Source organism: Myroides phaeus, assembly GCF_009799805.1.
Taxonomy (GTDB): domain Bacteria; phylum Bacteroidota; class Bacteroidia; order Flavobacteriales; family Flavobacteriaceae; genus Flavobacterium; species Flavobacterium phaeum_A.
In genome coordinates this window covers 2,262,729-2,276,913 of record NZ_CP047050.1, presented here as the reverse complement: position 1 = coordinate 2,276,913, position 14,185 = coordinate 2,262,729, and the positions used below count along the sequence as shown (strand labels likewise).

Below are 14,185 nucleotides of genomic sequence, written 5' to 3'. Positions count from 1 at the left end.
TTACTTTAATTTACTTCCTTTTCAATACTATTATAATTCAATTACGCACATATTGAAAGAAAATGAAAACAAAACAATAATAAATATTTTCTTGTTCCTTACTAAAGCGAATTTAACACTCAAAATGCGAACTTCTTTACGGAAATCCTCATCTGCATAAGTTTTTTAAAAATTTAGTATCAATTATATATTACCCCCTTCTTTAAAACAGACTATTTCATACTAATTATCAACAACTTACAATACAAATATTTTTATTATTATTTTCTTACTTCAAAAAAAAATAATAAAAAACAGCTATTTATATGACTGTATTTTTATTATAACTAATGATTCACTAATATATGTACAACGGATTTACCTCATCAAATAAAAGCTTGATGAGTTCTTGTAACAAATCTATTTTTCTTGTGCTACTATTGGGATTACACAGGGTACTATAGAGAACAAATTCGAATCAAGTTCGAGACTCATACCACACTTCTTCGGTAAAAAGGCTGATTTCCGAGCAAATCCCGAACTTGTGTGGGAAGACTCTCGAATGAGGTCCTATCAAATCTTTTCTAAAACTTCTGTTGAATCTCTTTAACGTTGGTGGAATTTAGCTAAGAAGTTTAGCTATTGCTGAAAGCATATAGAGTATATGAAAGTTTACTCCAAAAAAAATCCCCGATTAGAATTGGAAGCCTAATCAGGGAAAAAATCAGCAGTTATAACAGTAGCTGCTAACGGTTGCAATATTACGCATAAATCCCGTCTGCGCAAGCGTTTCTAACAAGTATTTTTAAATTATTTTTTAATGTTTTAACTATCAATTATATAAGAATATAAAAAAAGTAAATTCAAGCATAGTTTTATTGCTTTTTAGCCACAAATACAATGATAGCACAGGGTTTACGTGCCTAAAAAAAGCGTATTTTCTCTATTGAGTTACACAAAAGCATCTAAACACGCTCTTATTTTTCTCCTCCAATTGCATATTTTACACGCTCGCCAAAGCCTGGAGTAGCATAACCAACTACTATTTCTTCTATGACAGCACCCTCTTTTTCGTAGATAATGCTTACAGAACAATCGTTATTTACATCTACCCAAATCGTCTTACTTTGTCCTTTTGCTAATAAAGGTATAGTAAAGTCTTCACATCCTGTCATTTTTATATTGGTCAATGCAACGCCTGTTTCATTTGTAAACGTAATGCGTAAATTGCTTTTTATTACAAAAGCTACAAACATAAAGGACAGTAAAAATGGTACGTTTATCAACATAACCATACAAGTATTATACAGTTTCTTACGGTCTCCTCTACTCTTAATAATCTTAAAAACTAACCTTCCTAAATAAATAACATTCACTAAAACAAGTGCACCAATAATGCCATAGAGGAAGTCTAAAAGTTCCCCAAGCCATTGCGGACTAATATATATTAATACTAATGTTACTAATGAGGTAACGAATAGTAGAAAGGCTAATCTATGCCCTGTTCTACTGTCTTTTTTACTTTCCATACTATTGTTTTAAGTAAGGTTAAGATACTAATTAATTTTCAATACTTATCTACATTTCATCACATTTAACCTTTCTTACTCCTAAAATACCTAAATATTGTGAATCTATATTGTAGAAATAAATCAATAGTTGCTTCTTTAGTAGTACTCTTAGAGTTATTTTGCTTTTTTTAATGAACATTTGATATCTTAAAACTTTCAAAAATTGCGAACTACTCGTATATTTTATCTGTATCTTTAAAATCGTAAGTTTTTATTACATAAAGCTTTAACCACTAAAAAAAAACATTATGAGAGTAAAACCTATAAGAACTGAAGAAGATTATCACATTGCACTGATTAGAACAAAACTCCTACAAGGCGCTGAAACGAATAGTCCTGAGGCAGACGAACTGGAGGTTCTGAATATACTAATAGAACATTATGAACGTGACAACGCTCCAATGGGGATGCCTGATCCTATTGAGAGCATAAAAATATATAACGAGTTTTTCAACGAAAACACTGACTGCAAAAACAAGGATATGGAGTAATTAACTAACCTTCTGTTAGCCCATCGCTATAAATCTTGTGAGCACTAAACAATAGGCATAAAAAAACACTGACGAAAAATACGTCAGTGTTTTTTTTATTGCATAGATTTTCTTGTTTTTTACTTTACTTACAAGGGCTTGTAAACCCTATTTTAATTGATTGTCCTTCGTTATTAATTAAAACAACGGAACCATCCATCGTACGCCAAGTGCTATTTGATGCTCATTTTTATCTGCTGGTTTTACATCGTACTTCTTGTAATTGTAATTATAGAAGTTATAAGCGGCATATAAGCGTAAGGCTTGAAATGGTGCCTTCTCAAACGGATAGTATTCTACTGCTGTTGATATTCCTGACAACGCATAGGATACGTTATTGTCTAAATCACTTCTGTAGTTATACATCGCTTTGACAATTGGGGTTAGCTTCTTTGTTTTATACTTAAACGTGGCACTTGTTACGTTATCTCGTACATAGGCTAAACCTGTATCTGGATTATGACTGTTTAATTGTGCGTCGTTCAAATTGTAACTTCCATACACCCAATCCATCTCTACCATCAACTTGTCAAACGTCAATCGGTTTCCAATTGTAATCCAACTGTAGTATTTCTTGGCATCGTGTTGCATCAACCCATAGCCATAACGGGTTTTCAAGTGCTTGTTAAACAACTCTCCTTCCCATAAAAACAATCCTCCGTAAGCTTTGTTTTTATACTCCTCTGCAACAAATTGTTCGCCTTGTGACACCACTTGTAATTTATAGGATTGCCCTGCGCGTTTGTAGGTTACACTCGCTCCGGGACTAAACAACTGAGATGAGGCGATGATATTGGTAAACATATACAACTCAGCACTGTTATATGATAACTCGGTTGAACCCCAAGCGATGAATTGTTTACCCGCACTTACAGTCCAATTGTCGTTAATATTATACTCCAAAAAGGCAAACTCCAAAGCCTTTGATGCCGTACTCTCATTTAAACGGTAACGCAATGAATAGGTCAACTTATCGTCGTAAGTTCCCTTTACGTAAACACGCGATTGCACAGTTCGAAACTTGCTGTCTGAGGTGTTTTGACTGGTGAATTTAGTGTAGTTCTCAAACTTACTATCTAAAAACACGTCTATTTTATTTTTTCCTTTACCACCAGAAACTGTTGTAGCGGGGGTTATAGATCCGAATAGCTTTTCTTCTTCTTTCTCAGTTTCTTGTGCGAAAACAGATAGGGAATTAAATATGAAAAAGCAAAATAAATACTTAATTCTCATAATTAGGTTAGTTTTAAAAAGTTTAATATACGAAATACCTTGATAGTATTAACATATTTTTATGTTTCTAAAGTACAGTTTTCACAAATTATAAAGCGCACAAAAGCAAGAGCACTGCAAATACAATGCTTTCGTATGACTACTAAAATTCGTACTACTGTAAAATAAAAGAGGGTAACAATACGAGATTCGTATCTACCTCTTGTGTAGAAGCTTGTTGTATGGGCTTACTACAGGAACCTTGCGTTTGGGTAGAACGCTTACAGACTCCCAGGGGGTTTAGCTAATTGCGCCATTGTAAAGTTGGGTAAAATAACAGACTCTATGCATCGCATAGTGGGTATAGCCTGCGTAATCTATGTGGCGCAAAGCTACAAATTAAATAGTTTTCTCACAATAGAATTGACATTTTGTAACAAAACACCTTTGTGAAGCATATATAAGTCGCATCTAACGAAACAACCTTACCTTTTACACCCCCCACGTCTAAAAAACAGATAACGTTTATTAGAGCGCATTTATCTCGCTTTTTCTAAAAAAAGTATCGTTACTTGATCTAATCCCCCACTTTAAAACTATTGTTCTTACTTGTCGTTCTACAACGTAACGCTCTCAATACACAGACGTAGATGGCCTAAATCAAGCGAAGTGTAGCATTACACCTTCTTACGTTTAAAAGCCTAACTCCTCTAATAAATAACGTAAACAATAGCAATCTGCCTTAGATGACACAACACAATAACAACACACCTACTTTGAAAGAATATACGCTTGATTTTTTCGCTTGTGGAAAATATTCAATAATTTTAAACGAAAATAGACAGTATGCCACGAATAGTATATATCACACTTTTTACCTTGTTTACTTCTCTTTCTTTTGGTCAAACGACAGAGGAAGATGATGTAGTATCCACTGCTTACGAAATCATTTATGTTAATCAAGTAAAATTAGACAAGAAGGTCTTTTTACAGCACGCTAATTTGTATTATTACGAAGAAGAGAATGCCTTTTTATTGGAGGGATTAACGGATAAGCAGACTATTGGAAAGTGTTTATTTGAGTACTCACACACTGAAAATGGAAGAGACTACTATGAGTTTTACGACAATGATTATGAATATATTGATGATGTAGAAAATGGTGTGCTTTTATTTAGAAGTCTCCCTAAAAAGATTAAGGACAGTGAAAACACAATGTATAGAGAGATACGATTAGAAGCAGACAAGGCTAAATAAGATTTTTATATCACTTAATAAGCAATGCTTTTTTTATATTCTATTTCTAAAATAATACCGAAAAGGTATGATTTATAAATATTTATGTGTACCTTTAAAATGTTGTGTATTAGTATGAATTTTAATGAGGAATCACTTTTTATATTTCGATATATTAAGTGATTTTTTTTATGCTTATACTTTTGTATCTATACCGTAACAATTGGCAAAATAGCCGCTAACTACTTCGCTTATTCTTGTAAGCCTTTTTGCTATACTAAGCTTGGCTTTTAAGCGTATTTACTACTTCATATTCCATTTTATTTACTTACTAAACTAATAGTAGCACACGATTAGTGTCCTGAATACTACGATACTTACTATGGTTAATACGAAGCTGATTCATAAAACGAAGCAAACTTTTATTACTGTACAAAAAAGGCATATACAGTTCTTATTTATTGCTTTATTTACAACTACTTAACCAAAACAAAAAAGCCTTAAAAAGGTTTGTACACTTTTTAAGGCTTATATTAAATAGCGCAATAAGTTGCACTTATTTCTTTTATCTATTTACATTCTGTTTGAAGTAAATCTGCGTAGCTCCTAAACCATACTTCTGGTAATTTGCATCTTCAGCAACTACTTCTGGATAGCGACTAAACAAAAACTCTAACTCCGTTTTCAAAACTCCCTCACCTACACCGTGAATAAATACAATACGTGGTATGCGATTGCGAATTGCAAACTCTACTTGTCCCCTTGCGGTTTCTAATTGCAGTGTAAGCATATCGTACTTCTCCATACGTTTATGGTCTTTTGTCAACTTCTCAATATGCAAATCAACTTCCATAATAAACTCATCTTTACGAGAACGCTTTTCCTTTGTAAACGAGCGTTTTATAGGGTCAACCTTATCTTGTAAAGCAGCGTTAATAGAACTACGCGTACTTGCTGAGCGCATATCTACTTCGTCTTCTTTAGCTATTTTCAACAACTCATTCGCTTGATAATTCAAGATAAAGCCGTCTTTAGTTTCAATCGTTATATCATTACCAGACACTTTAGTAACCACTCCTTCTTCATCTTCGTCAAGTACCTGTACAAAATCTCCTTTATTTAGCATCTTCTTTCTTGTCTAATGTTTCTGATTCATCTATTTCTTCTCCATTTAGATCTCTTTCTTCAAACGGATGTTGTCTATTGTGTGTGTTACTTGGTGTTTTTTGCATCAAGCGCATCATCGAATAGAAAAACAATCCCACTCCAATTACCTGTACCCATACTTTTGGATGCTCTTCGTATTGTTCCACCAAAGCCCATCCCATAAAGAACAAGGTAACAATAGATAATAATATTTTCACTTTTTTCATATCTCTTTTATGGAGCTAAACGTTCTATTTTCCAGTCTAATTGGTCTTCTGTTAATGTATATCGAATACGGTCATGTAGTCGATTTGGACGTCCTTGCCAGAACTCCATTGAAACAGGACTTATCACAAAACCTCCCCAGTTATCAGGGCGTTTTACTTCTTTTCCTTCTGCTTCCTTTTCTAACGTTACTATCGCTTGTTCTAACACATCGTGCGATGGAATAACCTCACTCTGATTAGATACAATTGCCCCTAACTGACTTCCCAAAGGGCGTGAGTTGAAGTAATTGTCTGACTGTACATCTGTTGCTTTTGTAGCTATCCCTTTGATAATTACCTGACGTTCCATAGATGCCCAGAAAAACGATAAACATATGTGTGGGTTAGCCAAAATAGCCTTCCCTTTTTCTGAGTCGTAATTAGTATAAAACACAAAACCGTTCTCGTCATACGATTTCAACAGTACCACTCTCGACTTCGGAAAGCCATCAAGTCCTATTGTAGAAACGGTCATTGCATTCACCTCATCTACTCCTCCAAAATCCTCTACTTCGTAAAACCATTTTCTAAACTGCATCATTGGATTCTCATCCACATCGCTCTCCAACAATACGTTCTTCTCATACGATTTTCTGTAATCACCTAAATCGCTCATACTTATATCTTTTATAGGTCAAACTCCTTACCGTCATCAGCTAATAAGATCTGACCAGAGTAAACAGTTTCTGCCTCTTTTTTAAACAATTTAATATCGTTATATCTCGTAGAATAATGTCCCATTACCAATGTTCCTGCATTTGCTAATGTTGCAATTCTACCTGCTTCTTTAGCCGTACAATGCTTTGTTCGCTCTGTATAATGTTCTTCTGAATCTAAAAACGTACTCTCGTGATATAACACTTTTACGTTTTTAATAATTGGAACTACAGCCTCAGAGTACTTAGTATCTGAACAAAAAGCATAACTCTCTGTCGGGTCTGGATCATACGAAATATCCTTATTCTTAATCACCTCACCACTGTCAAGGGTAATATCTCCTCCGTTTTTAATCTTTTGGTAATAACAACGGTCGATTCCCAAGTCTTCAATTGCTCCAATGCGCAACTTGCGTTCTCCTGGTACACTTTCAAACAAATAACCGTTTGTATAAACACGGTGATCTAACGGAATTGTACGTACAATAACCTTATCATCTTGAAAGACTACTTTACTTTCCTTACTTGTTTGTTCGTGAAAGTACAAATTATATCCGGTAAATGAATTAGATAATCGAAGTTGTAATAAAATAACTTCCTTAATCCCTTTAGGACCGTAAACGTGTAAGTCCGCCTTGCGGTTTAGCAACATAAACGTAGAGATTAAACCGATTAACCCATAAAAGTGATCTCCGTGTAAGTGAGAGATAAAAATGTGGTTAATACGTTGGAATTTTAGCTTCTTTTTTCTTAACTGCACTTGCGTTCCTTCACCCGCATCAATTAAAAACATATGTCCATTCATCTCTAAAACTTGAGAAGTTGGGTTTGTAATAGTTCGGGGTGTAGCGGCATAACAGCCTAATATGGTAAGTTTCAATGTACTGCTTATTTCAAATTTCAGGTTGTAATTTACAAAAAACAGCAACAGCACACAAAAAGAAAAGGGCCTAAATTACTTTAAGCCCTTTTTATATATTTAAAATCCTAAATCTCTTTGGATTTCGTCCATTTCAATCAAATCGTGCGCCTCTTGTAAGGTTGGCACTATAATCAAGTCGCCATCAAACTCGTTAAAGTCGATGTCTGACACAACAATAACAAAAGATTTATTAGCTTCTTCCATATGGGTTATGGCTAACTCTTCAAACAACTCAATATCTTCTTCTGCTACTTCAGCTTCCGAATGTGTCAAGTCAATGATAAGGTTATGTGTTGTAAAATTGCTTTCGTATTGCTGACTAAGCTTTTCTACAAAAGCCGCTATATCAGCTTCATTACTACTAACAACAATGGTATGTCCCTTTTCTTTTATTTTCATTGTATTCAACTTGCTTTATTAATCTAACGAAAAGCTAAATTAACGAATTTATTTAATTTTTGAAGCCAAAAGGTAAATAACTGCCATACGTACAGCTACTCCGTTTTCAACTTGGTCTAAGATAACTGATTGTTGCGAATCTGCAACGTCTGAAGTAATCTCAACCCCTCTGTTAATCGGACCTGGGTGCATTACCACAATTTCTTTATCCAATGAATCCAACAACGCTTTGTCTAACCCAAATTGTTGAGAGTATTCTCTTGTTGTTGGGAAATAACTAAAATCTAAACGCTCGTTTTGTACACGTAACATATTTGCAACATCACACCACTCTAACGCTTTTCTCAAGTTTGACTCTACCTTAACTCCTAAACTTTCAATATGTTTCGGAATCAACGTTTTAGGACCACATACTCTAACCTCAGCTCCTTGCATTTGCAAAGCGAAGATATTAGACAAGGCTACTCTCGAGTGAAGAATATCACCTACAATAACCACTTTCTTTCCTGCTACATCTCCTAATTTCTCGCGAATAGAATAACTATCTAACAACGCTTGTGTTGGGTGTTCGTGTGCTCCATCACCTGCATTAATAATACTCGCCTTCACGTTTTTAGATAAGAAGTGTGCTGCTCCTGCATTGTTATGACGCATAACAACCATATCTACTTTCATTGCCAAGATATTATTTACCGTGTCAATAAGTGTTTCTCCTTTTTTCACAGACGACTGTGCTGCAGAAAAACTGATAACATCAGCAGATAAACGTTTTTGGGCTAATTCGAAAGATAATTTAGTACGAGTACTGTTTTCAAAAAAGATATTAGCGATAGTAATATCTCGAAGGGAAGGAACTTTTTTAATCGGACGATTGATTACTTCTTTAAAGTGATCCGCTGTTTCGAATATTAAATCAATGTCGTTTTTGTTGATATATTTAATTCCTAAAAGGTGGTTTACGCTTAGTTCTTTCATTTTACTTTAATCAGTAGTTTAGGTGGTTAGTTTTTTTCGCTTTCTTGTAAGAATACATTATCATTAAGTCCATCTTCAGACCAATGTACGCGTACAGTTTCGTCGTCAAAAGCATCCACCTGTCTTCCTCTATAATCAGGTTGAATAGGTAAATGACGGCTAAATCTACGGTCTATCAATACAAGTAGTTCAATGTCTAAAGGACGACCAAAGGACTGAATAGCTGTGAGTGCGGCACGAATGCTACGCCCTGTATAAAGTACGTCATCAATAAATACCACTTTCTTGTCCTCGACTAAGAAATCTATTTGTGTTTTGTTCGCTTCTAAAGGTTTTTCATTTCTTCTAAAATCGTCACGGAAAAACGTGATATCTAAGAATCCCAACGGGATATCTGCAATACCATATTCATTCTTTAAAATATTTTTAATGCGTTCTGCTAAATATTTTCCACGTGGCTGAATACCAATAAGAAGAGTGTTCGAAAAATCAAGATGTTTTTCTACCAATTGACAAGCCAAACGATGTAGAATAATGTCAATCTCTTTTGAAGTAAGTAATACTTTTGGAGTCATATAAAAAAGAGTTGTGTTTGGGGGGTAAAAATACAATTAAATATGGTTTACCACTAACTTTATTAAAAAAAACTATAACAAATAATGCTTTTTTCACTCTTCTTAATTGTTTTAAAAAACCTACTTTTGAGTAAATACATTAGGTAATCAATTATAAATAAATTGAATAACGTATTATTTGAAATTTATCAACTATGAAAAAAATATTACTATTTTTATTATTTGCGTTTACAAGTCAAATTGGCCTGGCTCAAACGAAGCACAAGAACAAAAGAATGTCTTTTAACGACATCTCTAAAAACCAATGGGTTGTACAAGACAAGGAGAAAGATCTACAATTGAGCTTTAACGGAAGTAAAATCATCTTAACAAGAATAAGTGAACCTGTTGTAGTGGGACAAGAGAAAACAATTGTTGCTCTTATTCCTATTCCTAAAATAAATATAATCAACGACGATATTCGTATTAAAACAGGTAAACCAAGTATTCCTACAAAACACAATAATAAACCGCTTTCTCCAACTGAAAAGGATGTGTTGAAATTATTAACAAAACGCAAGCTACACCTAAATGCAAGTAACGAGAGTTTGTTCTTTATTGAGAATATTGAGCACTTTCAGGAGTTTTATAGTGAACACAAACATCGAATGACGCAGTTCTTATCTAAATTTATGTGGCAACTTATTCAACTTGATGGCAATACAGACGTAAACACTACTATTACTGTTGCTTTTGACTTTGCACAACAACTGCTTACAGGTACAATAGATGGTGTACCTTTTGAAAGTAGGTTACAAATCAATGCTACAGATAGTACGTTTTACTTTGAACCTATACAGTTTACTTCTACTTTCGATGAATTAACTACAGACCAACAAAAAGCGTTTATCAGTAAATTTGACAACACCTTCTTTCACTTTGACATTGCAGAACAAACACTAAACTTTTACAAAGACGACCAACTGGTTATGATGTTTGGTTTAGTAAAAAAAGAAGATTGATAACTGACTATAAACAAAAGCAATAAAAAGAGAACACAGCAGTCAAAACACAATAAGCAGATAGGACAACCGCGTTCTGTCGAATAAATGTTTTAACTTAGTGCGCAAATATTCAAGATAGTTTTATGAAAGCTTTAATTTTTAATGGTTCTTTAGACGAAGAAGCATTCCGCACATCGCGACGTATTGCACAGTATTACGCTGATCAATTCACAAAGGCTAACGTAGAAGTACGACAAGTTCACTTATCAGATTTTCAAATCCCTATATTTCAAGCCAAATTAATGGATAACGTACCACAAACGGTACACGACTTTGCAGATGCTTTTAGAGAAGCAGATGTAATGATTTGGTTAACACCGCTATATCACGGAGGAATGACAGGGGTTATGAAAAATGCTATTGACTGGCTTGAAATTACAGCCAAAGATCAACCTGCTTACCTAACGAATAAAGTCGTTGGATTCACTTGTTGGTCTGCTGGAAACCAGGCTATGCAAGGTATTCAAGCGTTAGACAATATTGCTAAGGCATTGCGCGCTTGGTCATTGCCGTACTCTATCCCAATGAGTAATTCGGATTTATACGAAAACAACGACATTGCGGATGCCTACAAAAAGAAAATGAGTATGATGGCAGACTTACTAATAGAAAGCCAACAGCGATAAAAAACAAAGCCCCTATTTTTGTAAATAGGGGCTTTGTTTTATTAAAAAAAGAGAAGCATCCCCTCTTCTCTTTTTTGAACAATGTAAAACCATATTGGACTTCTGTCCAATTTTAAACAAACACTTTCACTTTAAACACATAACCCTTCCCTGATTTACCCTTTTATCTATTCTCTTTTTCAAACAATTCAAAACAAGAAACAGACAAACCAAAGGAAGGATCACATAACTGTAATTAGCTCTTTAAGATAGATTCCTTTTAACTATTATAAAGAGCTATTACAAGCAGAATATAACTATTCTGGTCTTCTGATGTTGTATAATGTTCATTGCAATAAAAATGAACTACATTATTTTTACACTGGCTTTGTGTTAAAAAATAACTGCAATAATCATCACTACAACTTGATTTTTTTACTATTATATTTTATTTATTGTCTTGCTGTACCTATTATGTACAATACAAATGTATAACTGTTTTATACAGCATACAAACTCAACAAATTAAGCAGTAAATAACGTAATCACCAATTGAGAACGCTTATAGCAAGTTATTTCACTTTTTCTAAGTTTAACCTGTTGTAATAAAACAATCTTCACTGTACTTTTTGTCAAAAAATTACAGTGTCAAATATCTCCCATTATAAAAAAAGAACATAATGTACTTTTTTACTAAACTAAAATGATAAAATAGATAAATATATAATTCAACTTCTATTTACACACATTCGCATATCTCGATTAAACCACAACACATATTTAACAACATTTTAACATAAACACAACACAAAAGAACCTTAACAAAACACCTTTTATTACTTTTACTACTAACTTTTGTGAGTTTTATTTAAAAAACAATCAAATTAAACAACTTACTTACAGCAATTCACATAAATAACTAACAAAACTTTCTTAACATATCACACTATCTTAATACCAATAAGTAATTTACAAAAACAAAAAAAGGCTTACCTCTACTTATAAGAGGTAAGCCTTTTGCTATATTCTTTTAATCAGCTTATTTATTTAAAATAATAAACTCTGATCTTCTATTTTGTGCATTCTCCCACTCCGTACAAGGTTCACAAATCACTTTCAACTCTTGCGATCCATATCCTTGATACTCTAAGCGGTCTGCTTCTATTCCTTGCGAAATCAAATATTCTACTGTTGATTTTGCTCTGGCTTGAGATAACTTTAAGTTGTACTCTGCTTTTCCTTTGCTGTCTGAGTGTGAATTAACCTTAATACGCATATTTGGATAGCGCTTCATCACCTTAACCAACTTATTCAACTCTTCTTTACTTTCTTCTGTAATATCTACTTGGTCAAAAGCAAACTGAATATCTGCTAAGCTAATCTTATCTTCTTCAATCATCAACTCATCTAACGGCCTTAGCATTACTTCAATGCTTTGTACTCCTTCAGTATCATTTCCTACTACTTCAATTACCTCATCTAAGTAATCTGGATGAGACACCTTAATTTTATATTTCCCCTTACAGGTTATAAATTCACGTGCTACACCATTCTTTCGCGTATAAACTTTTCCTTCTACATTACGTCTATCATTGATAAACTCTACTTGCACATCGGCTACGGGTTTGTTAAACTGCTTGTTTTTTGCCAACACAGAAAACTCGATATTACACACGGGTAACGCCTTATAAACGTCTTTACGACCAATGCGATCTGACGAAAATAGCCCTACTTCTTTTGACGGATAGTATGAAAAAGCAAAATCATTCTTAACTGTATTAATTGGCGCACCCACATTGACTGGCTTACTACCTGGCGTATTCATATCAACCACATAGATGTCCATTCCTCCATAACCACCCCAACGGTCAGACGTAAAGTAAAGCTTATTGTCCTCTGCCAAGAAAGGATAGTCATTTCGAGTACCTGAGTTAATAGCCGGACCTAAGTTTTCTGGTTGCCCAAATTCATCATCTTCTAACAACGCTACTCGCCACAAATCTAACTCTCCCAAACTACCTGGCATATTTGACGCGAAGTACAAATATTTACCGTCACTGCTTATAGTAGGATTAGTGTACATATACCCTGCTTTTGTAAAAGGCAACGGCTTAATCTTTTTCCATTGTTTTCCTTTCAACTTCGCATAAAACAAACTCATTAGTCTGTCGCGGTGTTTTACTTCTTTATTGCTTCTAAACTTTCTATTTCTATACGCTTCAGATGCAAAGTAAAAACGTTGTCCGTCTGGCGAACTTACCGCCATTCCATCGTGAAATCGTTTATTTACTCTTCCTTTCACGTGGTTCACTTCAAAAGTAGGCTCTGCTTTCCCTTTAAAACTTGCAAAGTAAATATCCGTATTGGGTTTTCGCTCCCATTTTTCGCGTACTTCAAATAGTTTACGCGGAATCTTCTTTTCGTGTTTCGTGCGATTAGACACCATATAAATCGTATCTCCTGCATTCATCCACGCACCATATGTATCGTAAACACGGTCGTTCATTCCCGACTCCGCAAAAGAATACTGTGGTTCTAAGTTTGCCAACAAATCGTGTGCATTCGGATTAGCCAAGAAATCCTTTGCTCTTGAATCACCTGCTGCCTTTGCTGCAAATTGTTGCATCACTTCTTTGGCAACCACATATCGCCCATTTCTCTCCAAAACCTTAGCGTACTTATAATACACCTCAGCAGGAACTTCAGGATCTTTTACAATCGCCTTGCCGTAATAACGAGACGCTTCAATATCTTTAGACAGTCGGTCATAACAATCTGCCAATTGCAAAAAGATGTAATTATCAGTTCTCACACCTCTCACCAATCGCCTATATTCCTCCGCTGCTTTTGTATATTCCGTATTCTTATAGTACTTGTCTGCCTTTTTCAAACTCGGTTTCCCCTTGGCTTGAACAGACATACTGAAAGCACATAATAGTGTTATCAATAAAATTCTCATATACACATCTTAATTTTCACAACAAAGATTTTACCCTTCGCTACTTTTTATGATTTCTAATCAAAATTACTATTTATAATTCGCTTAACCTTATATATGCTAACGTCTTTT

General features: G+C 34.2%; 14 protein-coding genes. 4 read left to right on the top strand and 10 right to left on the bottom strand.

Features of this window, described 5'->3' with window-relative positions; all coding sequences use genetic code 11:
- Positions 1-956: 956 nt before the first annotated feature.
- Positions 957-1,508: a hypothetical protein gene (locus GQS07_RS10180; RefSeq protein ID WP_158210702.1), complete on the bottom strand. Its 552-nt coding sequence runs from the start codon at positions 1,506-1,508 to the stop codon at positions 957-959.
- A 290-nt stretch (positions 1,509-1,798) separates the two neighbouring features.
- Between GQS07_RS10180 and GQS07_RS10175 the strand changes: the two genes are divergently transcribed.
- A complete protein-coding gene (locus tag GQS07_RS10175) occupies positions 1,799-2,041 on the top strand; it encodes a hypothetical protein (RefSeq protein WP_158210701.1) in 243 nt (80 codons plus the stop codon).
- Positions 2,042-2,218: 177 nt separating this feature from the next.
- Here GQS07_RS10175 and GQS07_RS10170 read toward each other — a convergent pair whose 3' ends face one another.
- Positions 2,219-3,313 carry a porin gene (locus tag GQS07_RS10170; RefSeq protein WP_158210700.1) on the bottom strand — a complete coding sequence of 365 codons (1,095 nt, stop codon included), beginning with the start codon at positions 3,311-3,313 and terminating at the stop codon, positions 2,219-2,221.
- An 825-nt stretch (positions 3,314-4,138) separates the two neighbouring features.
- Here GQS07_RS10170 and GQS07_RS10165 point away from each other — a divergent pair.
- Positions 4,139-4,549 carry a hypothetical protein gene (locus GQS07_RS10165; protein WP_158210699.1) on the top strand — a complete coding sequence of 137 codons (411 nt, stop codon included), beginning with the start codon at positions 4,139-4,141 and terminating at the stop codon, positions 4,547-4,549.
- Between the two features lie 544 nt (positions 4,550-5,093).
- Here the strand turns inward: GQS07_RS10165 and GQS07_RS10160 are convergent.
- The 7 genes from GQS07_RS10160 to pyrR form a co-directional block, all read right to left on the bottom strand.
- Entirely contained in the window at positions 5,094-5,654 is a 561-nt protein-coding gene (locus GQS07_RS10160; RefSeq protein WP_090405981.1) for a Smr/MutS family protein, read from the bottom strand.
- Positions 5,644-5,901, bottom strand: coding sequence for a hypothetical protein (locus tag GQS07_RS10155; RefSeq protein ID WP_090405984.1), 258 nt, complete (start codon positions 5,899-5,901; stop codon positions 5,644-5,646). Before GQS07_RS10155 ends, GQS07_RS10160 begins: the two co-directional genes overlap by 11 nt.
- Before the next feature lie 7 nt (positions 5,902-5,908).
- Positions 5,909-6,556: a pyridoxamine 5'-phosphate oxidase gene (pdxH, locus tag GQS07_RS10150; RefSeq protein WP_158210698.1), complete on the bottom strand. Its 648-nt coding sequence runs from the start codon at positions 6,554-6,556 to the stop codon at positions 5,909-5,911.
- Between the two features lie 11 nt (positions 6,557-6,567).
- Positions 6,568-7,476: a ribonuclease Z gene (locus GQS07_RS10145; protein ID WP_158210697.1), complete on the bottom strand. Its 909-nt coding sequence runs from the start codon at positions 7,474-7,476 to the stop codon at positions 6,568-6,570.
- 99 nt (positions 7,477-7,575) lie between these two features.
- Entirely contained in the window at positions 7,576-7,917 is a 342-nt protein-coding gene (locus GQS07_RS10140) for a ribonuclease Z (protein ID WP_158210696.1), read from the bottom strand.
- Between the two features lie 48 nt (positions 7,918-7,965).
- Positions 7,966-8,892 carry an aspartate carbamoyltransferase catalytic subunit gene (locus GQS07_RS10135; protein ID WP_158210695.1) on the bottom strand — a complete coding sequence of 309 codons (927 nt, stop codon included), beginning with the start codon at positions 8,890-8,892 and terminating at the stop codon, positions 7,966-7,968.
- Positions 8,893-8,918: 26 nt separating this feature from the next.
- Positions 8,919-9,467: a bifunctional pyr operon transcriptional regulator/uracil phosphoribosyltransferase PyrR gene (pyrR, locus tag GQS07_RS10130; protein ID WP_090406000.1), complete on the bottom strand. Its 549-nt coding sequence runs from the start codon at positions 9,465-9,467 to the stop codon at positions 8,919-8,921.
- A 194-nt stretch (positions 9,468-9,661) separates the two neighbouring features.
- On the opposite strand from pyrR, the gene GQS07_RS10125 reads away from it, so the two are divergent.
- Both GQS07_RS10125 and GQS07_RS10120 read left to right on the top strand, forming a co-directional pair.
- Entirely contained in the window at positions 9,662-10,468 is an 807-nt protein-coding gene (locus GQS07_RS10125) for a hypothetical protein (RefSeq protein ID WP_158210694.1), read from the top strand.
- Positions 10,469-10,593: 125 nt separating this feature from the next.
- The gene (locus tag GQS07_RS10120) at positions 10,594-11,136 is read left to right on the top strand and encodes an NADPH-dependent FMN reductase (protein ID WP_158210693.1); all 543 of its coding nucleotides are present in this window, start codon (positions 10,594-10,596) and stop codon (positions 11,134-11,136) included.
- A gap of 1,018 nt (positions 11,137-12,154) precedes the next feature.
- Here the strand turns inward: GQS07_RS10120 and GQS07_RS10115 are convergent.
- The gene (locus tag GQS07_RS10115; RefSeq protein ID WP_158210692.1) at positions 12,155-14,074 is read right to left on the bottom strand and encodes an OmpA family protein; all 1,920 of its coding nucleotides are present in this window, start codon (positions 14,072-14,074) and stop codon (positions 12,155-12,157) included.
- Between the last annotated feature and the right edge of the window lie 111 nt (positions 14,075-14,185).

Coding starts and splice junctions, on each gene's coding strand:
- GQS07_RS10135 (WP_158210695.1), bottom strand. CDS start 8,892: ATGAAAGAACTAAGCGTAAACCACCTTTTAGGAATTAAATATATCAAC.
- GQS07_RS10160 (WP_090405981.1), bottom strand. CDS start 5,654: ATGCTAAATAAAGGAGATTTTGTACAGGTACTTGACGAAGATGAAGAA.
- GQS07_RS10140 (WP_158210696.1), bottom strand. CDS start 7,917: ATGAAAATAAAAGAAAAGGGACATACCATTGTTGTTAGTAGTAATGAA.
- GQS07_RS10115 (WP_158210692.1), bottom strand. CDS start 14,074: ATGAGAATTTTATTGATAACACTATTATGTGCTTTCAGTATGTCTGTT.
- pdxH (WP_158210698.1), bottom strand. CDS start 6,556: ATGAGCGATTTAGGTGATTACAGAAAATCGTATGAGAAGAACGTATTG.
- GQS07_RS10165 (WP_158210699.1), top strand. CDS start 4,139: ATGCCACGAATAGTATATATCACACTTTTTACCTTGTTTACTTCTCTT.
- pyrR (WP_090406000.1), bottom strand. CDS start 9,467: ATGACTCCAAAAGTATTACTTACTTCAAAAGAGATTGACATTATTCTA.
- GQS07_RS10180 (WP_158210702.1), bottom strand. CDS start 1,508: ATGGAAAGTAAAAAAGACAGTAGAACAGGGCATAGATTAGCCTTTCTA.
- GQS07_RS10170 (WP_158210700.1), bottom strand. CDS start 3,313: ATGAGAATTAAGTATTTATTTTGCTTTTTCATATTTAATTCCCTATCT.
- GQS07_RS10120 (WP_158210693.1), top strand. CDS start 10,594: ATGAAAGCTTTAATTTTTAATGGTTCTTTAGACGAAGAAGCATTCCGC.
- GQS07_RS10155 (WP_090405984.1), bottom strand. CDS start 5,901: ATGAAAAAAGTGAAAATATTATTATCTATTGTTACCTTGTTCTTTATG.
- GQS07_RS10125 (WP_158210694.1), top strand. CDS start 9,662: ATGAAAAAAATATTACTATTTTTATTATTTGCGTTTACAAGTCAAATT.
- GQS07_RS10175 (WP_158210701.1), top strand. CDS start 1,799: ATGAGAGTAAAACCTATAAGAACTGAAGAAGATTATCACATTGCACTG.